The organism is Qingshengfaniella alkalisoli, from assembly GCF_007855645.1.
Classification (GTDB): domain Bacteria; phylum Pseudomonadota; class Alphaproteobacteria; order Rhodobacterales; family Rhodobacteraceae; genus Qingshengfaniella; species Qingshengfaniella alkalisoli.
In genome coordinates, this window is sequence record NZ_CP042261.1 from 1,278,284 (window position 1) to 1,300,634 (window position 22,351).

The following is a 22,351-nucleotide window of genomic DNA, read 5'->3' on the forward strand; positions in this document are numbered from 1 at the left end:
ATGGATCGAGGGGTGCGCCGCTGATGCGTAACCAAGAAAAAACCGCGCCGTTTCGTGGCGCGGTCTGACTTAGTTTAACTGAACTGAAAACAGGGTTGGAGGCCCTTGATGCATAGGAACAACATAAGTGAAGGCCGAACTAAATTCAACTTGGGCTGACGCCCAGCTACAATATGATACCTTTCACGAAATCATTGCGGAAAGCCCCGCGTTAGAACCTTTAGCGATGGCGGTTGCATACCGTCGAGCGAACTTCCCGAGCAACGATGAATATGAAGTTGCCATGACCTTGCTGAAAGAGGCTTGGTGGGATGAATGGGGGCTGTCCATATCGGGCTATCGTTCCCCAGAAGAAGCGCGAGCCGAGGTTTCCGAGACTGTCGCGAGGTATAGGCGCTACCCGAATATGCGTGGCGTAGCGTGGAAATACTGGCAGCGCGAGAAGCTATTAATCGCTGATCTATTGGAAAAGAACCCTCCTGATGACCTTCAGGAGCCATGGGAATTAATAAGGAAACCTGAGTTTATGGAATTGCTCAAGCGGGCGCACGCTACGGTCGATAACATGGAAAACGTGGTGCCGTTACGGGCGAAGGACGAACCAAATTCCGTCGAAGATAGCAAAGATGCAGGTAAGGGGCCGTCGATAATCATCCCTGTATCGCCAGCGCCGAAGGCAAGACCTTTCATTTACCGTGATCCTGCCAGCATTCCGCAGCGACCTTGGGTCTATGGCAATCACCTTTTGCGCAAGGCTTATTCTGTGACCGTTGCGCCCGGTGCGGCAGGTAAGTCCACAACAGTCCACACTGAGTTTCTTGCCATGGCGAGCGGGCGCAATCTTTTGGGCGTCGATATGACCAAGAAAATGAAGGTTTGGTATATCAACCTTGAGGAAGAATATGAGGAACTAGAGAGGCGTACCATTGCAGCGATGATGCATCACGGCATCGACCCTGCCGAACTTGATGGCCATTTCTATATGAGCGGTTCGGAGAGTGATCTTGTGACGGCTATTGAGCATCGAAACGAGGTTAGAATAGTTGAGCCAATTTGGGAAGCTATGGTGGCCCACGTCAAGGAAATGGGTTTCGACGCCATTTGCGTTGACCCGTTTGCACAATCTCACAATGTGGCTGAGACGAATGAAGCCTATAAAATGGTTGCGATGGAATGGCGGCGCTTGGCGCAAGAATGCAATTGCGCCGTTGAACTTGTCCACCATACTCGCAAGCCGCAAGCTGGTCAGCAACTATCCAGCCAGGACGGGCGCGGCGGTGGTGCGTTGGTGAACCATGCACGCGATGGCCGAGTGATCAACAAAGCAAGTGCAAGCCAACGTCAAGAACTGGGCATTCCTCCGACAGACCACGCCACCTATTTCACCATGACCAGCGACAAGCCGAACTACTCCACCGGTAGCGGTCCGGTTTGGTATCGCACTGTCGGGGTTCATATCGGCAATGGCGACGTGGTTGCGACGGTCGAGCAATGGGACAAGCCCGACGCATTCGACGGCATCAGCACCGATGACGTGTTGAGGGTGCAGAAGGCTATCGACGGCATGGCAGACCCGCGCGAGGCCGTGCAAGCGGCGACATGGGTTGGTTACACCGTCGCTGACGTGCTGGGCTGGGACCGTCCTGACAAGGATACTCCAGAGCGCGCACGGGTGAAGGAACTGATTGCCACATGGAAGCTAAACGGCGTGTTGATTGCTTGTGAAGGCCCGCGCCTGACCAATGGCACATGCCCGCCCATTCTTCGCGTTGGTGAGTGGATACACCACTAGTCTGAAAATGAACTAGGGAGAACTAGGGGAACTAGTGTGTGAGACCACAATAACCACCTCCACACTACTACTTCCCCCCTTTAGGGGGGTAGTAGTGTGGTAGTGTGGTGAAGGCATAAGAATAAGGGAAAATAGGACTAGGGGAGCATCCCCGTGTCCCGCTGTCCCGACAAACCAAGAGGAAGGAACTAAGAAATGAAGTTTAAGAGACTTAATGGCGACAATGAGAGTGAGTATGATGTGCAGGTTGTGGATGGTGTAGTCCCTCTGGATATCCGTGAGCGTGATACTGGCAGTATGCTTGTTAAATCGGACACGCTTCCAAAAAGATTTGACATCATAATTGATGCCAACAATAAGTTGGTTGTAGTTTGGAAAGATGCTTACAAAATGAGGGGGGCGTATCTAGTCGAGTATGCGGCGTGGCCCCCAGATTGGAAGCAATACATACCACGCTAGCCGCCTACAGAAGCCCCGCCATTGCGCGGGGTTTTCTATTGATGGCCAATTACCCCTGCCGCCTGCCCTGCCGTATAATCACAAACATGAATTGGTATAGTCATATCCGCGCCCACCACGACCGACTGATGCAACGCTACTCGCAAGGCAATGTCGTTCTTGAGAAGCAGGAGAGCGTTCCGGGACCTGAGCCGTGGGATCCGCCCGTGATTGCGACCGTTTATTATCCGTTGCGGGCTACGGTTAGGGGCATTGACGCGGAACACCTAGACAGTGCGTCTAATCTCACCATGTCGGACCTGATCATACAGTGTGCTGTGCCAGCCGTTGTGCCTGCTGTTGATGACGTCGTCCGTGTGGATGGGGCTGCGTTGGCTGTGCTCCAAGTGACCGCCCTGCCCGGCGCTGGTGGTCCTGTGGGCTACAAGCTGGTTGCGCGTGGGTGATGACACATCATGTTGTGCATATGTGGTCCCAATGCCGCAAGATATGGGTGAACCGGCGCACGCGGAGCGGGCTGCTGCTGTCTCTATCCCAAAAAATCCGGTGAAAAATGAGCGGTAGGCCAAGTAAACAAGCGTCTGAGGCGCTGCGGTTCTTCAAAAAGCTGAAGGTTAGTGTCGGTAAATCGGCTGGGAAACCTGTTAAGCTTGCCGGATACCAGAAAGATTTTATCAAAGGCGCATTGAAATCTGACGTTTCTATTGCGTGTCTTTCTATTGGCCGGGGCAATGGTAAAACGGCATTGAGTGCTGGCATTGCTCTCGGTTATCTCATGGGTGAGATTGATCCCCAGCCAAAGCCCGAGATTATCTTTGCCGCCCGAAACAGAGATCAGGCACGAATCGCGTTTCAATTCGTCTGCGATTACATTGACGGGCTGGACGAGGATGAACAAGAGAACTTCATAATTCGTCGCGGTTCCAAGCTTGAGGTGGAATACATCCCTAATGGCGGTCTCGCTCGCTGTATTGCGGCTGATGGTAAATCAATTCTTGGCGGCGCTCCAACATGCGCCATACTGGACGAGAGAGCGGCTTGGGAAAAAGACAAGGGCGACAATCTGGAAAACGCCATTCTGTCCGGTCTGGGTAAGCGTGATGGCAGGGCGTTCATTATCAGCACATCTGCGCCGGATGATGCGAATACATTCTCACAGTGGTTAGATCAGCCACCACCGGGAACCTACGTGCAGGAGCACAGACCAGCACCCGGTCTTCCCGCCGACGATCTTGAAAGCCTCCTGATTGCCAACCCCGGAGCCGTGGAGGGCATTGGCTCATCCCCTGAATGGCTGCTGTCTCAAGCCGAGCGAGCGATTGCCCGTGGTGGATCGGCGCTGTCCAGCCTCCGAAACTTGAACCGTAATGAGCGCGTCGCGAGTGATGATCGGTCGGTGCTGGTAACAACCGATGAATGGCTTGCTGCTGAGGTGGATATTGACGATCTGCCACCGCGTGAAGGTCCGTGCGTTCTAGGCGTCGATCTGGGCGGTTCACGTAGCATGTCGGCTGCGGCACTGTATTGGCCCGAGACGGGGCGTTTGGAAGCCGTGGGTGCTTTCCCGTCCGTGCCTTCTCTCGCCAATCGTGGGGCGTCTGACGGTGTGTCTGACCGCTATGAACAGATGCACAGCCGGGGGGAACTAACGACGCTTGGAGACACTACCGTTCCGGTTGGTCCGTGGCTTGCTCAGGTGGTGGCGTTGGCCGATGGTCAGGGGATCAGTTGCATCTGCGGTGACAGGTTCCGCCACGCCGAGTTTGTGGAAGCCATGCGGGCCGCTGGTCTCGACCGGGTGCCGTTCATTGAACGGGGTTTCGGGTGGAAAGACGGGGCCGAAGACATTGAGAGATTCCGTAGGGCGCTTTTCGAAGGAAAGGTGCGCACGGTCCCTTCCCTGTTGCTGCGCTCTGCGTTCGCTGACGCTATCACGCTGGTTGATCCTGCTGGAAACCACAAACTGGCAAAGGCGCGCTCACTGGGCCGTATCGACGCTGCTGCGGCATCTGTGGTCGCTGTGGCAGAGGGTGTGCGCATGACGGCCAAGCCAACGGCAAAGGCACCGCGTTTTGCGTGGGCGTAGCTATTCCCGCGCCGGGGCTGCGATATACCGGACCCAACGATGGGCTGCGGTCAGGAAACAGGCCAAAGACCGCGACGACTGGAAATGTGTCACCTGCGGCAACCGGGGCCGTCTAGAGGTGGATCATATCGTTGCCATTCGCGATGGTGGTGCGCCTTATGATCTAAGCAACCTGCAAACGCTTTGCGTGCGGTGCCATTCCAGAAAGACCCGTCTGGAAATGGGTTTTCCCGATAAATCGCCGGAGCGAAAAGAATGGGATGCCTTACTAAAGAAGAAGCTGCCCGATTTTTAGCAAGGCCATTAATCCAATATGATTGTGTTTGTCAATTGACAGTAACAATCCAAGGATTAACTCAATGCTGCAAAGCGTTAAACTACAGAAACGCCAATCGGAAATCCGGCAATCGCTGGCCGAGTTGGCTAATAAAGATGAAATTACCGAAGATGAACAGCGTTCCATTGATAAGCTGGACAAAGAATATCAGGCCACAGAAGCGAAATATCGCGCCGCTCTGATTAGCGAAGACGAAACCCGGAAAGAAGCTGGCGAAGAACTGGAAACCCGTTCGGAAAAAGAATGGTCCGATATGATGGACCGTTTCGAGGTTCGCCAAGTCGCTATGGCGCTGGATACCGGCGAAAAGCTCACCGGAGCGACCAAAGAAATCATCGAAGAACTTCGCTCTCATGGCTCTTATCAGGGTCTGCCTCTCCCCCTTGCCGCTCTGGAACAACGCGCTGGAGAAACTGTATCTGGCGACCTGTTCAGTCCCAAGGCGACCCGCAACATCATCGGGCGCATTTTCCCGAATAGCGTTGCGTCTAAACTTGGCGTTCAGAGCGTCAACATCCCTCAAGGCACCGCAGAATGGCCGGTTGCGACCGCTGGCGCTGTCACTGGCTGGCAGGCCGATGAACTATCGGACGTTGGCGCTGCAACGGCTTATCAAACCACCGAGGCTACCGTATCGCCGGACAACACCCTTGGCGCTCAGATGGTCCTGACCCGGAAGAGCCTTAAGCAAACGGGCCAAGGTCTAGAGAATGCGGTGCGTCAGGACATGAGCGCAGCGATTGCCGTTGCCCTGGACGACGCGATTATCAACGGCTCCGGTGCTGCTGGTCAGCCTCTGGGCATCGTTCCCGGTGCGGCAACCTACGGCATCACGTCTACCGACATGGCTGCGGTTGCGCCTGATTGGGCTGCTTTCCGTGCTGAGGTAATTTCCTTCATGGAAGCCAATGCGATCACTGATCCGTCGCAGGTCAAGCTGGCATTCCCGCCTGCTATCTGGGGCGAAATGGATGACGCGCTTATTTCTGGCACAGCGGTTTCCGAACTCGACCGCATGACCAAGCATGGCGTGTCCCCGGTTCTGGCAAACCAACTCACCGCCGGTAGCGCGATCCTGACCACCACCGTTAACGGCGTGGCACCGGCCTTTGTGGGCATGTGGGGCGCGGTTGATATGATCCGCGATCCATACACGCGAGCCGCTTCGGGGCAATTGGTTCTGACCGGCCTAGTCACTGCTGACGTGACCGTGGCGCGTGGGCTGCAAACCCGCATTCTGACGAACTTCGCGTAATCAGATGGAAGCGCCTATTTATAACGGCGGTCTTGAACTTCGGGCGGCGGGTGATGGTTCCCGCCGCCTGTCGGGGCGGTTCCCTTATCGGTCCCGTGCCACGATCCATAGCGGTGGCAATGGACGTCGCCCACGGAAAGAAGAATTTGCGCCGGGTGCATTTCAGTTTTCAATTGATGATCCTGACCGCGATCAGCATATCCTGATTGGGCACAGTTTTGACAAACCCCTCGCCAGCAAAAAGGCCGGAACGCTTCTGTTTAATGACACCAATGAGGCATTGCTTTTCGAGGCAATTATTACCGGGGAAATGCAGGAAACAAGCTGGTGGAAAGACTTTGCCGCTTCTTTTTCTGCCGGTCTCATGATTGGTATTAGCCCCGGCTTTCGTATTCCCCCGCCCGAAGCTGTCGAGGATGCGGAGGAAGTAACCGAAGAAGACCCGGAAGAAGGCAATGCGCTAATTCGCACTATCTTTGCGGCGGTGCTTTTCGAGATGAGCATTGTTACCCGCCCGGCGTATGACGAAACGTCGCTCGATCTTCGCCAATCTCAGGAATTGATTTTGCCAAAACCCAAACTGCATTCCAGCATGAGGTGGCGCTAATGACTAGCCTCTATATTGAAAGCGAAACTACGGTATCGCAGACCTATCCGACCGCCCCTGCTGGATTGTCCACGGAAGCCGCTGCGATCCCTGCGGCTATTATCTGGGATATGATGGAGGCTTATTGCAATACTAATTGGTCGGAAAGCGTCGTGGACTTCAATGTTGACGCCCCGCCCTGTGGTATCCAATGGAAGCCGCCCTATGTGCCGTTTGCGATTGACGAGATCAACGGCGAGACAGCTACGGACTTTGATGCGTTCGGACAGGTGGCGCTCACTGGCATGAATAACGTCCGCTGCACCATTGGCGGCGCTGACGTGACCCCTGCTGTCGAAGGGGCTTATGTGCGCCTTGCTGAATACATCGCAGCTGCGGGCGGCGCTCCTGCGGGCGTGACGCGGTATTCAATCGACGTGGGCGACATTAGCGAAAGCTGGTCTCGCAAGACGGCGCAAAGCGCACTGGCTGCGTCCGGTGCTGCATCATACCTGACGCGCTACAGAAAGGCTGGCAAAGGCCATGTTTAATTTCTTCAAACGCAACAAGCCCGAACCAGAAGAAACCCGGTCTATCTCTGCCGGTGGATTTACCGCGCAAGTGATGGGTGCGCGTGAGGCTTATATCTCTGGGCAATCCGGTCTGGGTGAACTGACAGCAACCGTGCAGAGTGCCGTATCGCTTTGGGAGAACGCCCTGAGCGCCGCTGACGTGGAAGGCACCGACCTGATAACCCGGCGCGACATGGCGCTTGCTGCAAGGTCGCTTGCCCTGCGTGGTGAAGCTATCTTTTACATTGGCGACGACGGTCTGTTGCCCGCATCGGATTGGGAATTGTCTACCCGCAACGGTAAGCCCCATGCCTATCGGCTGTCGCTCTATGAAACGGGTGGCTCCTACAGCGTCACGGCCCTTGCTGCGGAGGTTATCCATCTTCGTATTGGTGCCGACCCTGTAGCGCCGTTCTATGGCGTCTCTCCGCTTCGCAGGGCGTCCCTGTCTGCCGACCTGCTGCACACGCTGGAAACGGCGCTTGCTGAGGTCTATGGCAACGCGCCGCTTGGTAGTAGCGTCTTGCCATTCCCGGAAAGCCCGGAAACTGATCTGGAAGTGCTGGCCTCCGGGTTCCGTGGGCGTCGTGGTCGCGTCATGCTGCGGGAAAGTGTTCAGGCTGCCGCTGCTGGTGGTGCTGCTCCTGCGCAGGACTGGTCGCCTAATGACCTGTCGCCGCACATTGACAGGACGATGGTCACGGAGAACCTGAAAGCGGCGAAGGGCGCGATCCTGAATGTCTATGGCGTCCTGCCTGCACTGGTTGCTGACAACGCTCAGGGGCCGCTTGTGAGGGAAGCACAACGTCATTTGGTTCAGTGGACCTTGCAGCCGATTGCCATGTGCATTGCCGAGGAACTGACAGAGAAGCTTGGCACCACGGTTGAGATCGACACGGCTAGGCCGCTCCAAGCCTTCGACGCTGGCGGGCGTGCGCGTGCTGCGGCGACGATTGTGCAGGCGATGGCGATGGCGAAAGAAGCTGGCGTTGATCCTGACGCGGCCATGAAGCTGGTTGATTGGGACTGATGGCACGGGAGGAAAAGTATATCCTGCCCGTGCTGGACCCGCCCGAGACGTTCTATTGGGGGCCGGAGATTGACCGTGCCACCGCGCGTGATCTGGGGCTGAAACGCTACTTCACAGGCGAGCCATGCAAGAAGGGACATATCGCTGAAAGGTGGGTGTCCAGCCTGACCTGCGTTGAGTGCGCCCTGCGCCGTCACCGGACGCCAGAATACTTGGAATACCTCCAGCCCGTTGCCGAGGCATGGCGCGAGGAAAACCCCGACTTGATCGACCAATACAACGAGCAGCGGCGGAAACGGCGTAAGGATGACCCCGAGGTGGCCGAGCGCCAACGTGCCGCTTGTCGCGAATGGTATGCCGAGAAATCAAAAGACCCGGAATGGCGTGCCGCTGAACGCGAGAGGCTGCGGAAGTATGGCTAAGATCACCAAGCTGTCTGATCTGACGTGGTCGCAGAAGGTGCTGGAAGGCGGGTATCCAACCGTACCGGGTTTGGGCGTCCTGCCGCCGGGTGAGGTGTGGCCGGTGGTGGAAGAAAAGCTGGGATATGGCGTTGGCAAGCGTCGTGTCCGGTATATGCTGATAGACCCGCTTGCCCGGCAGTCTCCGAAGGTGTTTTACCCGCCGGAATGGTGGGACGTGCATAGCGTGCAGGAGGCCGCGCAATCCGTCGATGATCGCGGGGAACTGACGGGGGAATGGGTTTATCGGGACGCCAAGCTCCGCAAGGACGGTGGCGCGTTGATCCGGTTAGGGTGGGCAACAGTTATCGAGGCCACGATTAGCGGCGTCGAGGTGGGTATTCCCGAGGCCGTGCGGTATGCGCTGACGTGGCAGGAGATGCAGCCGAAAAGTGCTAGGGCGAACGCCTTGAACCGTGCTTAAGTTGGACCGAACCAATGGAGGTGCAAGGATGCGGTTTGCAGAAGGACCCGTAAAATATTTTGACTTCAGGGGCGAGACAGCCTCTGACATTGCCGACAGTGATAATCTTTTGAGCTACCTTCGAGGTGCCGGGATCGCACAGGACCATGAGCACTTGGCTGGGTTCCGAGTGTCCTATCAAGGGCCGTATCGCGAAGGGGGTTTTGCCGTATTGGTCTATCTATATACGGATGACCAGCTTGATGCAGACATGAAGACCCTACGGAACGTCAGGGCGGTGGATGTGGAGATGACTGCGAACCGATTCTTTCAATCGTTCAAACGCTTTGACCTTCTCCAAGTAAGGAATGGCTTGGAAGTCGAAGAGTGCATGATTGACGGACCACATTACGACTAACCAGCGTTCCCCTGTTCCCCCGGTGTTCCCCAAAAGAGAAAGGGCCTAGAGGCGGAAACCTCTAAGCCCTTGAAATCTTTGGCTCCGGCGGTAGGGATCGAACCTACGACCAATTGATTAACAGTCAACTGCTCTACCGCTGAGCTACGCCGGAACACGAGGCGGGATATAGCAATGGGTTTCGGGGGCGTCCAGAGGGTTTGCGCAGAAATTTTACAAACTTTACGCATTCTGCCGCAAAGTAAAATTTGCCTGTGGTGACAAATGTGGAGCGGCGACAATCTCGGCATCCTGATGCATCTTGATAAGATGGGCGAAGACATTGCGCTTCGCGACCGGTAACATCAATGGCGGCAGGTCGTGATAAATCTCTCGCGCGATTTCGGACAGGCTCATGACATCTCGAGACAAGGTCTTAAGAATTTGCGCGTGGCGTCGCCGCCGGTGTTCGACCAGCCAGTCGATTCGCGCGTTCGGGTTCTTGATCGGCTGGCCATGAGCCGGATAAAGTCGATCACTGTTCAAACCGGCCAGGGTTCTGCAGGACTGCAGGAACGCGGCGAGGTCACCGTCAGGCGGTGAAATCAGTGACGTTGCCCATCCCATCACCAGATCACCGGTAAAGATGCGCCCGCCCCACTGAAACGACAGATGGTTCGACATGTGTCCGGGCGTCCACAATGCGACCAGCGTTTCGCCATCCATTTGAATCGTCTCCCGATCGCACAGACGGATATTCGGAATGAAGCATTTGTCGACGCCCTCACCACCGCCGAGGTCCAGCCCCGCTTCCAGCATTTCGGTCATCAAGGCACTGCGGCCTGCATCCCACGGGCCAAAACCATAGGTTGGAGCGCCGACTTCTTCAGCCAGCCGCACTGCCAATGCAGAATGATCCAGATGACTGTGGGTCACCGCAATATGAGTAACCCTTTGGCCAGGCTGTAGCGCCGACAGGATTGCTTCCAGATGCATGTCCAGATTCGGTCCCGGGTCAATGACCGCGATATCACGTTGTCCAAGCAGGTAGGTATTGGTCCCCGAGAACGTCATCGGCGATGGATTTGACGCACGCACCACGCGCAGCCCGGGTTCCAGTTCAATTACCTGCTGAGCTTCGGCCTGCACCACTTGTGACTTCCCTGTTCTGCTTGTGAACTCTAGATGTAGACCATGAACTTCGCCTGGCTCAAACGCTATATGCCCCGTGGCCTGTACGGTCGCGCCCTTCTGATACTGGTGTTGCCGGTCGTCACGGTCCAACTTGTCGTGTCGGTCGTGTTTATCCAGCGACATTTCGAAGGTGTCACGCGGCAGATGACACTCGGCACCATCGCCGAACTCGAATACCTGATCGATCAGGTCAATCTGGCACCAGATCTGGACACTGCCAAACGGGCTGCAGATTCCCTCAGCCAAAGGCTCGATCTGAACGCCACCCTTCCCGTCCAGTTACATGATGCGGATCGCCGACATCTTTACGATTTATCCGGCCGAATCGTCATCAAGACACTGCATGACCGGATAGACCCCATCCAGGCCATCGACCTGATCGAGAACTACCGCGAGGTGCGCATGGATGCCGTGACGGATCATGGCGCCATGCTGATCGTGTTGCCTCGACAAAGGGTGTCGGCGTCCAACCCGCACCAGTTGCTGGTACTGATGATCTTCACCAGTTTTCTGATGACGCTGATCGCCTATCTGTTTCTGCGCAACCAGTTGCGGCCCATCAAGCGGCTGGCCGATGCGTCCGAGGCTTTCGGCAAGGGCCGGCACGTCAAGTATAAACCGGCCGGTGCGCGCGAAGTGCGATCTGCCGGGCAGGCGTTTCTGGATATGCGCAACCGGATCGAACGGCAGATCGAACAACGGACACTAATGCTGTCCGGTGTCAGCCACGACTTGCGAACCCCTCTTACACGCATGAAGCTGGCACTATCGATGCAGGACGAAACCGACGACACCGCCGACATGATGAAAGATGTCGAGGACATGCAACGCCTCGTCGATGAATTCCTGAGCTTTGCACGGGGCGACGCGCTGGAAGAGGCCATCCCGACCGATGCTGCCGCCTTGGCCGCGGAAGTCGTCGAGATGGCCACACGTGCCGGACAGGATGTATCCCTTGGTCATGTCGCGGAAGCGGGCGAGGCCATGCTGCGACCGCAGGCACTAACACGTGCTTTAGAAAACCTGATCGGAAATGCGGTGCGCTATGGCACCAAGGCACGCGTGTCTGTTGAAACCACTCCGCGCACCATCAAGTTTCTGGTCGAAGACGATGGTCCCGGAATCGACGACGCCCTCGTCGATCAGGCGGTCAAACCATTTGCGCGGCTCGATCCATCCCGCAACCAGAACAAAAGTTCCGGCGTGGGGTTGGGCTTGTCCATCGCTACCGACATCGCGCGCAGCCATGGCGGCTCGCTGACCCTGCGGCGCAGTGCGGATCTCGGCGGGTTGTCGGCAGAGCTATTGATTATGCGCTGATCCCAACCCATCCAGAACAGCTCGTGCGGCCCGCAGGCCCGGAGACTCCTGCCCCGCACCCAGACGTTCCATCGTAAGCCGCGCCGCTTCCAACTGCTCTGCGGGTGCTGACAGGGTATGCGACAGCGCCGGCGCAATCAGGTCGGCGCGGCAATCGGTACCAAGAAACTCCGGCACAACCCGCGTTTCACTGACCAGATTGACCAGTGTCACCGTGTCGATCCGCACCATGCGCCAGATGATCTGTCGGGTCAGCCAGTTCATGTCATAGGCGATGACCATCGGCGTTTCTGCAGCCGCCAGTTCCAGCGACACGGTCCCCGACGCCGCCAGCGCCGTATCCGCAAGACGGAACAGACAGCGCTTGCGGTGCTCGACCTCGGCCGATGACCGATCCCGCGGGTCAAGCATATGCACCTGCACAGGCCAGTCCTGCAAAGTGTTCGCGACCATCGCCACCACACCCGGAGCGGCGGGGAGCACGAATTCGAGGTCAGGTATTTCATCCGACAGCCGCTTGACCACCTGCCGGAACACGGGCATCAGCCGCTTCACTTCTCCTGAACGCGATCCCGGCAGAATAGCCAACACCTTGGCATAGTCGGGGATGCCAAGCTCATCGCGCAGCTCCGTGACCTGCTGATCGCTTGGCTGCTCCTGCGCGACGATGGGATGGCCGACAAAGTCGCAGCGCATGCCTTCAGCTTCCATATAGGGCGGCTCGAAAGGCAGCAACGCCAGCACCTGGTCGATCATCGCCGCCATCTTTTTCGCCCGCCCGGCACGCCATGCCCAAACAGACGGCGCAACGTAATGGACAGTGCGGATCGACGGGTCGGCGGTCTTCACGATCTTCGCCACGCGCAGCGAAAAATCCGGACTGTCGATGGTCACCATCACATCCGGTTTCTCGTCAAGAACAGCCCGCGCGGTTTCAGCAATGCGGCGTTTGAGGTGGCGGTACCTGGGAAGCACCTCCGCCAGCCCCATCACGGACAGCTCCTCCATCGGAAACAGGCTGGTCATTCCTTCCGCCAGCATCTGCGGTCCAGCCACACCGCTAAAGGCGATCTGCGGCTCCAACTGCTTCAGCCCTACCATCAGCGCAGCCCCCAGCGCATCACCCGACGCCTCGCCCGCGATCAAAAACACCCGCGTCATGCGTTACCTTCGCCCGCCGGCCGCACCCACAGGAAAAGACCGTGTCGGTCACAAGCGGCTATTGTCTGGTCGGGCTGAAGAACCATCACGCCGCCTTCCTCGATCACAACACCGGCAAGCCCCGCGCGTGCCGCCCCGTCAATGGTCGCCGGTCCGATCGCGGGCAGATCGACACGACAATCCTGTCCATCTTTCGGCCCTTTGAATAACACGCCTCTGGCACCATTTTCGCGTGGTCGAAATCCTCCGGCCACATCCGCCACATAGGCAAGCATGGCGTCGGTCCCGGGAACGGCCTCCACGGCCAGCGCAATCCCTTGCGCGACAACTGCCCCCTGCCCGACATCCGCCGCGCTAAGCAGATGCACGATCTGCGCAGCTCGCGCGGCATCCTTGCGATCATGATCCGTCGGTTGCGCCTTAGTGTGAACCCCGCCCGCAAGCAGCAGTTCCGGCGCGATTTCATGCGCAGCGTGGACGGTGAAACCTTCGCTTTCGAAGATGGAAATCACCATCCGCAATGTTCCGTCATCGCCATTACGAATGCCCGGCAAGATGCGCGGCGCCAGCCGGATCGTTTTGAAATCCAGCTTCATCAGATCGAATTTCGGTCGCTGTATCGCACCTGCAAAGACGATTTCTCCGACATCATGTGCACGAAGATCGTGAAAAAGCTTACCAAGCCGCTCGACACGGAAATCAACGACAGGCACATCCAAAGGATTGTCCGGTTCGAACCCTTCCATCGACGCCAAAACGACCTGTCGCCCGTCGGACAACAGCCGCCTGCACAGTTTGACCGGAAGTTCCCCGCGTCCTGCGACGACTGCGATCCCCCCTGCCATGGTCTATTTCGGGGTCAAGAAGGAACGGTCCGTGCGCTCCAAAAGGAAATCCACGATTTCGCGCACATACTCGCTGTCGTTTTCTTCGCCCAGGCGGCGCGCTCGGTCAAGAAACGCCCCCTCGCCCTGTGCCAACATCTGATACGCGGCCCGCAGCGAAGTAATTTCTGACCGCGCCACGCCCTTTCGTTTCAACCCGACAAGGTTCAGCCCATCGAGTTCTCCACGCGGCGCCTGCACCAGGCCGTAGGGCATGACGTCATTGGTCACCATGGTCACGGCGCCGATGATCGCGCCACGTCCAATCCGGACCCATTGATGGATGCCGGATAGACCGCCGATGATCACGTCATCTGCAATCTGGCAATGCCCGGCAAGCGCGGCCTGGTTTGCCATGATCACGCGATCGCCCACTGTCACATCGTGCCCGACATGCGCACCGGTCATGAACAAGCAGTCATCACCCACCTTGGTCACACCGCCACCGCCCTTCGTGCCGGTGTTCATCGTGGCTCCTTCGCGGATCCGATTGCGCTTCCCGACGATCAGACGTGTTTCTTCGCCCTGAAACTTCAGATCTTGCGGAATTTCTCCCACGACGGCCCCCGGAAATATGACCGTTTCATCACCAATTTCGGTCACCCCCGTCACGACGACATGGCTTTTCAGCTCCACCTTTTCGCCGAGCCACACTTTAGGTCCAACCAGTGAGAACGGGCCAATCCGGCAACCCGCGCCGATGGTCGCGCCTTCCTCGACAACTGCCGAGGGGTGAACGATCGCGTCCGGCGATACCGTCATGCGTCCCCTTTCGGCATGTCGATCATGGCGGAAAACTCGCATTCGCAAGCAAGTTGGCCATCGACCGTCGCACGGCCCGCAAACTTCCAGACCTTGCCGCCACCACGCAGCGTTTCGACATGAAGCTCCATCACGTCGCCGGGCCCGACCTTGCGGCGGAACTTGCACTTGTCGATACCCATGAAGTAGACGAGCGCCCCTTTATCAACCAGATCAAGCGACAGCCCGACAAGAACCGCCGACGTCTGCGCTAGCGCCTCGACCATCAGCACACCGGGAAACACCGGAACAGACGGGAAATGGCCGGTGAATTGCGGCTCGTTCATGGTGACGTTCTTGATGCCGACCGCGCTTTTCGATGGCACGATATCACGAACCTTGTCCACCAGCAGAAACGGATAGCGATGCGGAATGACCTTTTGAATCAGGTCGATATCGGCGGAGGTTGGCGTTTCGCTCATTGTCGTTGGCATCCCTGCTAGTAACGTGTGGAAATGACGTAGCAATTGGCACGCGCTTGCACAAGCTTCGCGTCGGTCACTGCTCGGACGTTGATTCCACCTCGGCAGGCGTATTCGGCGCGCTGATATCGGTTCCATCGCCCAGTTCAGAGTCGATCTCCGCAATGGCTTCCTGCGTGATGTCCACACCTTCCAGCGACATTAAAATTGCCTGTCGGTCGATCAGGACACGACCGCCACGCTCCTGAAGAAGCCGCGCGAGAATCGGTCCGGCATGATCAAGAAAGGTCTGCCGCTCCGTTTCAAGATACGCCTGAAGATCGCGGGATTTTTCGTCCCGTTCGCTACGAATTCTCTGGACCTTTTCATCAAAAGCCGTCGCCAGCGCCGCGAAATCCGATGGCGGCAATTGCTGGCGTCGTTCCGTCAGTGATTGTTCTTCTGCGACCAGTTCGGCTTCGATCCGACGGTTCTCTGCCGCCAGCGCCTCGCGCCGCTCGATCAGCTCTTCCTGAACACGCTGACCAAACGCTGACTGCAGAAACAATGCATCCTGATCCAGTGTCAGAACCACGCTATCCCACGTCTCAGCATCCCCAGTCTGCGCAATCGCCGGCGCGCCGCCCACCAATAGGGCAAGCGCACCGACAATCATCAGATCAGAAGCGCGTCGAAACCGTGAGGTCGAACGTCCGTTCGTCGTCATAGTCTTCCTTGTCCAGCGCCTTGGTGAAATCGAAGCGCAACGGGCCAATCGGTGTCGTCCAGAACAGCGAAGCCCCGACAACCGTACGCAGGTGGAAGCTGTCATCCACTTCGCCGCCCGTGCCTGCAGTATCGTCCAGCCCCCATACCGAACCGGCATCAAAGAACACACCGCCACGGAAGCCATACTCCTCGGGCAGACCGATCGGGAAATCGGCCTCCAAGCTCAACGCCGCCATGTAATTGCCGCCGAGCGCGTCTTCATTGGTTGCCGTCAAATCGCGCGGCCCGATGCCGTTCCGGCTGAAGCCACGGATATTGCCTGCGCGGAAACGGTCGATGACACGGCTGTTGCCATCGATGAAGTTCAACGACCCACCTTGAAGCTGCGCGGTCAGGCCGATTTCTTCGTTCCAGACCTTCGTTTCCGCGCCCAGCAATGCCGTCGTTTTGACATACTTGTTGTCGCCGCCAAGTCCCGCAAAATCTTGCGAGAAGCGGAACTGGAAGCCGGTATTGGGATCAAGCCCAACGCGCCGCGTATCGTAGGTGTAGGTATAGCCGACCGCGCTGGTAATCCGGTCGCCTTCCTCGCGCTGAATGATTGCAGAACTTCCGTTATCTCCAATGTCGTTGGAGTCGTCGGGATAGCCGAAATCGACATCCTTGATTTCATCCTGCGACAGGCGGTAGCGCAATTCCAGCCGACCGTTCTCGCTGATCGGAAATTCCAACGACGGAACCAGACCCAGTTCGCGCGTGTCGAAATCCGAACTGAAGTTGTTGGATGTGCGGTAGTAAAGATCCACCGTCCCGCGCAGATCCCGCCCGAGAAGCGCCGGGTCAGAGAAGGTCAATGCCGTATCGGCGTTGTCGACGCCGGCAGCGATGGACAGGTTCAACAATTGCCCGCGTCCCAAGAAGTTGCGCTCGGACAATCCGATCGCCAGTCCCGGACCATCATCGACCGAGTAATTGACACCGAATGTCAACGAACCGGTGGGTTGTTCTTCTACGTCCACGTCGACGATCACGCGGTCAGGCTGGGTTCCTTCACGCGCATCCACCTGTGCATCGGAAAAATAACCGAGCGCGCGAATACGTTCTGCGCTTTCGCGGATCTCGCGCGGATTGAAGGGGTCGCCTTCTACCACGTCAAACTGGCGACGGATCACACGGTCCTGCGTCGTAGCGTTGCCTTCGATGTCGATGCGCTCGACAAAGATACGCTCACCGCGCGTCAGGACGAAGTTGAAATCAAGCTGCTGGTTGCGGTCGTTACGGGTAACGCGGGGATCGACACGAATGAAATCCAGCCCGTCCTGCAGCGCCTTGCGTTCCATCCGCGACACGCTGTCTTCGATACGCGCCGGCGAATAGGTCTGCCCCGCCTTAATCCGCAGAATGTTGCGATATGCCGTCGGATCAAGCCCCGGCACTTCCGATGATACGCTGATATTGCCGATGTGATAGCGTTGCCCCTCCTGCACATTGAACGTCAGGAAAAAGGCGTTGCGTTCGCGCGAAAATTCCGGCGCGACGGACAGGACCTCGAAATCCACGAAACCGCGCGAACGATAGAAATCCGTCAGAAGCTGGCGATCAAACTGGATGCGGTCCTCGATAAAGGTATCGCTGCGGATCAGGGCCCGGAAAAGTCCGGCCTGCTTGGTTTCCAGTACCTGGCGCAGGCGGCGGTCGGAATAGCTGCGGTTACCGACGAAGCCGATACGCTCGATTTCCACCACACGACTTTCGGACACCTCGAACACCAGGTCGACGCGGTTTTGCGAACGGGGAATGATCTTGGGAACAACCACCGCTTCAAGGCGCCCGGCCTGACGGTAGGCGTTGGTCAGTTCACGCGCGTCGTTTTCAGCCGTTGTCGGGCTGTACACGCGACGCGGTTGTGAATTGATCAGTTCCTGCAAGGCTTCATCATTGATGCGGCGATTGCCTTCGATGCTGATCTGGTTGATCGTCGGGTATTCATCGACGGTGATGATCACGCGGCTGCCACTGACATCCAGATCGACATCTTCGAACAATCCCGATCCGACCATCCGCTGATAGGCGGCGTTCAGTTCACCAGCGCTGACTGGTTGACCGGGTGTCAGTCCGGCATAGGTCAAAACAGTCGCGCTATCGATGCGTTGGTTGCCGCGGACCTCGACGCCACTCAGATTGACACCTTGTGCAGTGGCCGGAGCCGTACACATCACACCAATCAGCGCCGCCGCGCTTACTCCAGCGAATATCCAGCCGCGCTTGCGCCCGAAACCTGTCATGTCCCGCCCCTCGATTATCCGGCTTTCTCTTTGGCTAAGGTGCTAGCCCGTCCATTCCGCCTTGTCAAAAACTCACTGGGCAAATCGACCCGTATTTTGTGGATCGCCGCATATCTGCCGCAGCATAGCGCGTCAGGGACAGAACAAATCGTTCGTGACCGAGAACAGCATCAAGGTCAGGATCAGCGCCAGCCCGATGCTCATCAACACACGAAGCGCCTTTTCACTGGGCGGCTTGCCGATGATCGCCTCATAGGCGAAGAACACCAGATGCCCGCCGTCCAGCACGGGAACGGGAAACAGGTTCAGCATCCCAACGGCCGTGGACAACACCGCAATGAACCAGATGAAGCTGATCAATCCCTGCCGTGCGACGTCGCCTGATGTCTCGGCAATTCCTATAGGCCCGCTCAAATTGCAGCTGCTGATAGCGCCCGTGATCATGTGATACAGCCCCGACAGGCTTTGCTCAACGATGAACCATGTCTGCGCGGCCCCCTGACCTATCGCGGACAGCGGCCCCGGGGATTGTGTATCTGGTTCAAAGACCAACCCACCCGTGACGCCGATCAGATAGCGCTGCTCGAACCCGTCTTGTGTCGGCAAATCAACAACGCGAGGCGCCAGCTCCTGCGAGAAGATCTCGCCGTCGCGCCAGATTTCAAGCTGCACGGGATCGCCTTGAGACCCTCCGACCTGTTCGCGCAACTGCTCGAATGCGACGACGGGAGCACCGTTGATTTCCGCAATCACATCCCCCTTGCGCAATCCTGCGTCCATCGCGGCAGACTGGGGCGAAACGCTCGCGACCAGCGGCGGATAAGGGTATGGACCCTGCACTGTCATGCCCTGCCCGTCGCGCGTAACATCATAATCAATCGATGCAGACAGGGGCAGGAGGTCGGTGAGCGTGCCAAGCGTCTCGAATGAATCGATGTCTTGGCCCCCGATTGCACGGATTTCATCGCCCTCACGCAACTCGTAGGCACCGGTGGGCAGCGGAGAAATTCTATCCACGGTCAAGGGCAGCGTTGCCTGCCCCTGCACCATCATCACGCTCGCGAACACCAATATGGACAGCACGAAATTGAAGATCGGACCGGCGGCGACGGTCGCCGTGCGCGCCCAAAGCGGCGCGCCATGCATGGTTCGCCTGCGATCTTGCGCGCTCATCTTCCTGATAGCAGCCTCATCCATTCCGCTTGCCGCATCATCATCGCCAAGAAAGCGCACATAGCCGCCCAAAGGCAGCGCCGCGATTTGCCAGCGTGTCCCGCGCTTATCCGTCCAGTTTGCCAACTGGGGACCAAAACCCAACGAGAACACCTCGGCATGAATACCACACCAGCGCCCCACGATGTAATGGCCATATTCATGGATCGCGACGATCACAGACAGCGCGATCACGAAGGCCGCAAGCGTGTATATCGTGTTTCCGAAGGATGGCAGAAACGCCAGAAGATTGTCCAAAACTTGCTACTCCGTCGTCTTATCGTGCTGCTGCCGCGTCGGCCTCGTTACGGGCCAGCGCATCTACAGCCAGTACGTTATCCAGCGTCATATCCTGTGACAGCGCGTCCTGGGACCACAACCTAGTCAACACACGCTCAACCACCACCGCCATATCGGTAAATCCGATGCGTCGCGCGATAAAGTGATCTAGGGCGCGTTCCTTCGCCGCATTGAAGGCGGCACCCGACAGCCCACCCGTTTCCATCACCTCGCGCGCCAGTCGCAACGCTGGATACCTGTCATCGCAGGCAGGGCGGAAGGTCAGCGCACCGATCCGCGCCAGATCCAACCGTTCCACCGGCAGATCACGGCGCCGGGGCCAGTGCAGCGCATAGCCGATAGCATGGCGCATGTCCGGCGGACCGACATGCGCCATCAAGGCGCCATCATTGAACCCGACCAGAGCATGGATAAGGCTTTCAGGATGCACCAGCGCTTCGATCTTCACCGCCGGAAGGTCAAAAAACTCATGTGTTTCAATAAGTTCCATTGCCTTATTAAACATAGACGCGCTGTCGATGGTAATCCGCTGCCCCATATTCCAGTTGGGATGTGTGGCAGCCTGTTCAGGGGTGGCCTCGCGCAGCTTGTCGATGGGCCAGTCGCGAAACGCTCCGCCCGATGCCGTGATGATGACGCGCTCCACGGCATCCATATCTTCGCCAACCAAAGCCTGAAACACTGCGGAATGTTCACTGTCTACCGGCAGAATGCGGCTGGCGTTGCCGCCGGCTGTTTGCTTCAGCAGCCGCCCCGCACAGACAAGGCTTTCCTTGTTCGCCAGTGCCAGCATCGCGCCTTGCTCGGCGATCCGCAACCCCGGCACCAAGCCTGCGGCCCCGACGATGGCGGACATCGCCCAATCGACAGGTCGCGACGCAGCTTCTGCAACAGCAGCGGTGCCGGACGCCACCTCAACGCCGCTGCCAGACAGGGCATCTTTCAACTCGTCCAGACAGTCGTCAAAGGCCGTGACGGCCAGTTGGGCGTTCAACGCCTTCGCCTGCTCAGCCAGCCGTGCCACATTGCGTCCGCCGGTCAGGGCTATGACATCATAGGCGTCGCCATCGCGCTGGATCAGATCGAAGGTGCTTTCCCCGATCGATCCTGTGGACCCGAAAATGGAGATTCTTCGCATCGTCAAACTGCTATTGGCGGGAAATCCACGATTTGCTCGACCAAGAGCAGGAAGACCGCTGCGCCGAGCACCCCATCGAACCGATCGAAGAAACCGCCATGTCCGGGGATCAGATGTGAACTGTCCTTGACACCGGCCTTTCGCTTGATCGCGCTTTCCGTCACATCACCCAGTTGCGATGCCATGGATAGCGCCACGCTGATGCTGACGATCTCCGGCCCGACATAGAGGAACGGCAGGAAAATCAGACCGACCAAGCCAGCCGAGACCCACCCGCACAGGATACCGGCCCAAGTCTTCTTGGGGCTGACCCGCGGCCAGAATTTAGGCCCGCCGATGAGACGTCCGCCAAAATATCCGAAGATGTCTGTCGCAATCACGACCATCACAAGCCAAACCATCCACAACGCGCCAAAGTCCTCGCGCAACTGCACGAGACCATAGCCCGCCAGCACGATAATTGCGGTGAAAATGGCAAAGGACAGCCGCGCACGGTGCATGCGACCGATACTCGCGAAGGCGGGCAACATCAGCAGCGGCAGGCCATATCCTTCGGGGATTATCGACACCAACAAGCAGCAGACACCGGCCAATCCGCCGAGCATCAGCGAAACACTGGTGCCGTGCATGCGGGCCAGTTCCCATACGATCACCCCGGCCACGACCGACGCGAAGATGGCAAACAGGATACCACCGAGCCAAACGGCAGTGATACCTACCAAGGCAATTATCCCACCTGAAATCAAGCGGGGTTTGAGGTCCGACCAACGACCAGGGGATTGCCGCGCCGTGCTGCCCTCGTCGTCACTCATGGCGAAACGGTGCCGAAGCGACGTTCTCGCGTGGCGTAGGACAGAACGATGTCTGAAAACTCCTGAGCCGTGAAATCGGGCCAAAGGGTCTGTGTGAACGCGTATTCCGCATAGGCCGACTGCCACAGAAGGAAATTCGAAATCCGCTGTTCGCCTGATGTGCGGATGACCAGATCGGGATCGGGCGCAAACCCCGTGTCCAAATAGGCGCGGATGCTGTCCGGCGCCAGCGCATCAGCCGCGACTTTGCCAGCTGCCAGGTCCTGCGCCAGCCGCGCGGTTGCACGGGCCAATTCATCCCGTGCGCCATAGTTCAGCGCCACAGTCAGATTCAGGGTCGCATTCGGACAGGTTTCACGCTCCAGCGTATCCATCAAGCGCGTCAGCTTCGGATCAAGCCGGGATCGGTCACCGATGAAACGCACACGCACGCCATTGGCGATAAGGTCTTTCGCCTCGCTCTGGATATAGCGGCGGAAGATGCCCATCAGGCCGGACACTTCACCTTCCGTCCGCTTCCAGTTCTCGGTCGAGAAGGCAAACAGCGTCAGATGGGTCACGCCCAGATCAGGACACGCCTCGACGATCTCGCGCACGCGCCGCGCACCGATCCGGTGCCCCTGAATGCGCGGCAGACCACGCCGTGTAGCCCAACGTCCGTTGCCATCCATAATGATGGCCACATGCGCCGGGGTGATCTGCAATGTATCTTTGGCTGCCATTCCTGCCCTCTGTG

The 22,351-nt window shown here is 57.9% G+C and carries 23 protein-coding genes and 1 tRNA gene; 12 read left to right on the plus strand and 12 right to left on the minus strand.

Features of this window, described 5'->3' with window-relative positions; all coding sequences use genetic code 11:
• Positions 1-127 precede the first annotated feature (127 nt).
• The 11 genes from FPZ52_RS06515 (at position 128) to FPZ52_RS06565 (ending at position 9,399) form a co-directional block, all read left to right on the plus strand.
• Positions 128-1,792, plus strand: a complete 1,665-nt coding sequence (locus tag FPZ52_RS06515) for an AAA family ATPase (RefSeq protein WP_146364694.1) — start codon at positions 128-130, stop codon at positions 1,790-1,792.
• A gap of 545 nt (positions 1,793-2,337) precedes the next feature.
• On the plus strand, positions 2,338-2,697 hold the full coding sequence (locus FPZ52_RS06520) for a hypothetical protein (RefSeq protein WP_146364695.1): 360 nt from the start codon (positions 2,338-2,340) through the stop codon (positions 2,695-2,697).
• A gap of 107 nt (positions 2,698-2,804) precedes the next feature.
• A complete protein-coding gene (locus FPZ52_RS06525; protein ID WP_146364696.1) occupies positions 2,805-4,337 on the plus strand; it encodes a terminase large subunit domain-containing protein in 1,533 nt (510 codons plus the stop codon).
• A complete protein-coding gene (locus tag FPZ52_RS19405; RefSeq protein WP_146364697.1) occupies positions 4,324-4,632 on the plus strand; it encodes an HNH endonuclease in 309 nt (102 codons plus the stop codon). The genes FPZ52_RS06525 and FPZ52_RS19405 overlap by 14 nt, the downstream gene beginning before the upstream one ends.
• 64 nt (positions 4,633-4,696) lie before the next feature.
• On the plus strand, positions 4,697-5,929 hold the full coding sequence (locus FPZ52_RS06535) for a phage major capsid protein (RefSeq protein WP_146364698.1): 1,233 nt from the start codon (positions 4,697-4,699) through the stop codon (positions 5,927-5,929).
• A 4-nt stretch (positions 5,930-5,933) separates the two neighbouring features.
• Positions 5,934-6,536 (plus strand): HK97 family phage prohead protease, encoded by a 603-nt coding sequence (locus FPZ52_RS06540; RefSeq protein WP_146364699.1) that lies wholly within the window; start codon positions 5,934-5,936, stop codon positions 6,534-6,536.
• A complete protein-coding gene (locus FPZ52_RS06545) occupies positions 6,536-7,066 on the plus strand; it encodes a hypothetical protein (protein WP_146364700.1) in 531 nt (176 codons plus the stop codon). Before FPZ52_RS06540 ends, FPZ52_RS06545 begins: the two co-directional genes overlap by 1 nt.
• Positions 7,059-8,117 (plus strand): phage portal protein, encoded by a 1,059-nt coding sequence (locus FPZ52_RS06550; protein ID WP_146364701.1) that lies wholly within the window; start codon positions 7,059-7,061, stop codon positions 8,115-8,117. Before FPZ52_RS06545 ends, FPZ52_RS06550 begins: the two co-directional genes overlap by 8 nt.
• Entirely contained in the window at positions 8,117-8,539 is a 423-nt protein-coding gene (locus tag FPZ52_RS06555) for a hypothetical protein (protein ID WP_146364702.1), read from the plus strand. The genes FPZ52_RS06550 and FPZ52_RS06555 overlap by 1 nt, the downstream gene beginning before the upstream one ends.
• Positions 8,532-9,002 (plus strand): hypothetical protein, encoded by a 471-nt coding sequence (locus FPZ52_RS06560; RefSeq protein WP_146364703.1) that lies wholly within the window; start codon positions 8,532-8,534, stop codon positions 9,000-9,002. The genes FPZ52_RS06555 and FPZ52_RS06560 overlap by 8 nt, the downstream gene beginning before the upstream one ends.
• 28 nt (positions 9,003-9,030) lie before the next feature.
• Positions 9,031-9,399 carry a hypothetical protein gene (locus tag FPZ52_RS06565; protein WP_146364704.1) on the plus strand — a complete coding sequence of 123 codons (369 nt, stop codon included), beginning with the start codon at positions 9,031-9,033 and terminating at the stop codon, positions 9,397-9,399.
• 79 nt (positions 9,400-9,478) lie between these two features.
• On the opposite strand, the gene FPZ52_RS06570 is transcribed toward FPZ52_RS06565, so the two are convergent.
• A tRNA-Asn gene (locus tag FPZ52_RS06570) sits at positions 9,479-9,553 on the minus strand.
• Between the two features lie 68 nt (positions 9,554-9,621).
• Positions 9,622-10,530, minus strand: a complete 909-nt coding sequence (locus FPZ52_RS06575; protein ID WP_240804302.1) for an MBL fold metallo-hydrolase — start codon at positions 10,528-10,530, stop codon at positions 9,622-9,624.
• 42 nt (positions 10,531-10,572) lie between these two features.
• Here FPZ52_RS06575 and FPZ52_RS06580 point away from each other — a divergent pair, with 42 nt between their 5' ends.
• Positions 10,573-11,892 carry an ATP-binding protein gene (locus FPZ52_RS06580; RefSeq protein ID WP_146364705.1) on the plus strand — a complete coding sequence of 440 codons (1,320 nt, stop codon included), beginning with the start codon at positions 10,573-10,575 and terminating at the stop codon, positions 11,890-11,892.
• Here the strand turns inward: FPZ52_RS06580 and lpxB are convergent.
• The 10 genes from lpxB to uppS form a co-directional block, all read right to left on the minus strand.
• On the minus strand, positions 11,875-13,053 hold the full coding sequence (lpxB, locus tag FPZ52_RS06585; protein WP_146364706.1) for a lipid-A-disaccharide synthase: 1,179 nt from the start codon (positions 13,051-13,053) through the stop codon (positions 11,875-11,877). The two genes, FPZ52_RS06580 and lpxB, sit on opposite strands and share 18 nt — an antisense overlap.
• Positions 13,050-13,898, minus strand: coding sequence for an LpxI family protein (locus FPZ52_RS06590; RefSeq protein WP_146364707.1), 849 nt, complete (start codon positions 13,896-13,898; stop codon positions 13,050-13,052). Before FPZ52_RS06590 ends, lpxB begins: the two co-directional genes overlap by 4 nt.
• A gap of 3 nt (positions 13,899-13,901) precedes the next feature.
• Entirely contained in the window at positions 13,902-14,699 is a 798-nt protein-coding gene (gene lpxA, locus FPZ52_RS06595) for an acyl-ACP--UDP-N-acetylglucosamine O-acyltransferase (protein WP_146364708.1), read from the minus strand.
• On the minus strand, positions 14,696-15,160 hold the full coding sequence (fabZ, locus tag FPZ52_RS06600; protein ID WP_146364709.1) for a 3-hydroxyacyl-ACP dehydratase FabZ: 465 nt from the start codon (positions 15,158-15,160) through the stop codon (positions 14,696-14,698). The genes lpxA and fabZ overlap by 4 nt, the downstream gene beginning before the upstream one ends.
• A gap of 76 nt (positions 15,161-15,236) precedes the next feature.
• Complete coding sequence (locus tag FPZ52_RS06605) at positions 15,237-15,866, minus strand: OmpH/Skp family outer membrane protein (protein WP_146364710.1); 630 nt, start codon at positions 15,864-15,866, stop codon at positions 15,237-15,239.
• Positions 15,820-18,153 (minus strand): outer membrane protein assembly factor BamA, encoded by a 2,334-nt coding sequence (gene bamA / locus FPZ52_RS06610; RefSeq protein WP_146364711.1) that lies wholly within the window; start codon positions 18,151-18,153, stop codon positions 15,820-15,822. The genes FPZ52_RS06605 and bamA overlap by 47 nt, the downstream gene beginning before the upstream one ends.
• 132 nt (positions 18,154-18,285) lie before the next feature.
• Positions 18,286-19,623, minus strand: coding sequence for an RIP metalloprotease RseP (gene rseP, locus FPZ52_RS06615; protein ID WP_240804303.1), 1,338 nt, complete (start codon positions 19,621-19,623; stop codon positions 18,286-18,288).
• Positions 19,624-19,642: 19 nt separating this feature from the next.
• Positions 19,643-20,803 (minus strand): 1-deoxy-D-xylulose-5-phosphate reductoisomerase, encoded by a 1,161-nt coding sequence (gene dxr, locus FPZ52_RS06620; protein ID WP_146364712.1) that lies wholly within the window; start codon positions 20,801-20,803, stop codon positions 19,643-19,645.
• Positions 20,804-20,805: 2 nt separating this feature from the next.
• Positions 20,806-21,615: a phosphatidate cytidylyltransferase gene (locus tag FPZ52_RS06625; RefSeq protein ID WP_146364713.1), complete on the minus strand. Its 810-nt coding sequence runs from the start codon at positions 21,613-21,615 to the stop codon at positions 20,806-20,808.
• The gene (uppS, locus tag FPZ52_RS06630; RefSeq protein WP_146364714.1) at positions 21,612-22,337 is read right to left on the minus strand and encodes a polyprenyl diphosphate synthase; all 726 of its coding nucleotides are present in this window, start codon (positions 22,335-22,337) and stop codon (positions 21,612-21,614) included. Before uppS ends, FPZ52_RS06625 begins: the two co-directional genes overlap by 4 nt.
• Between the last annotated feature and the right edge of the window lie 14 nt (positions 22,338-22,351).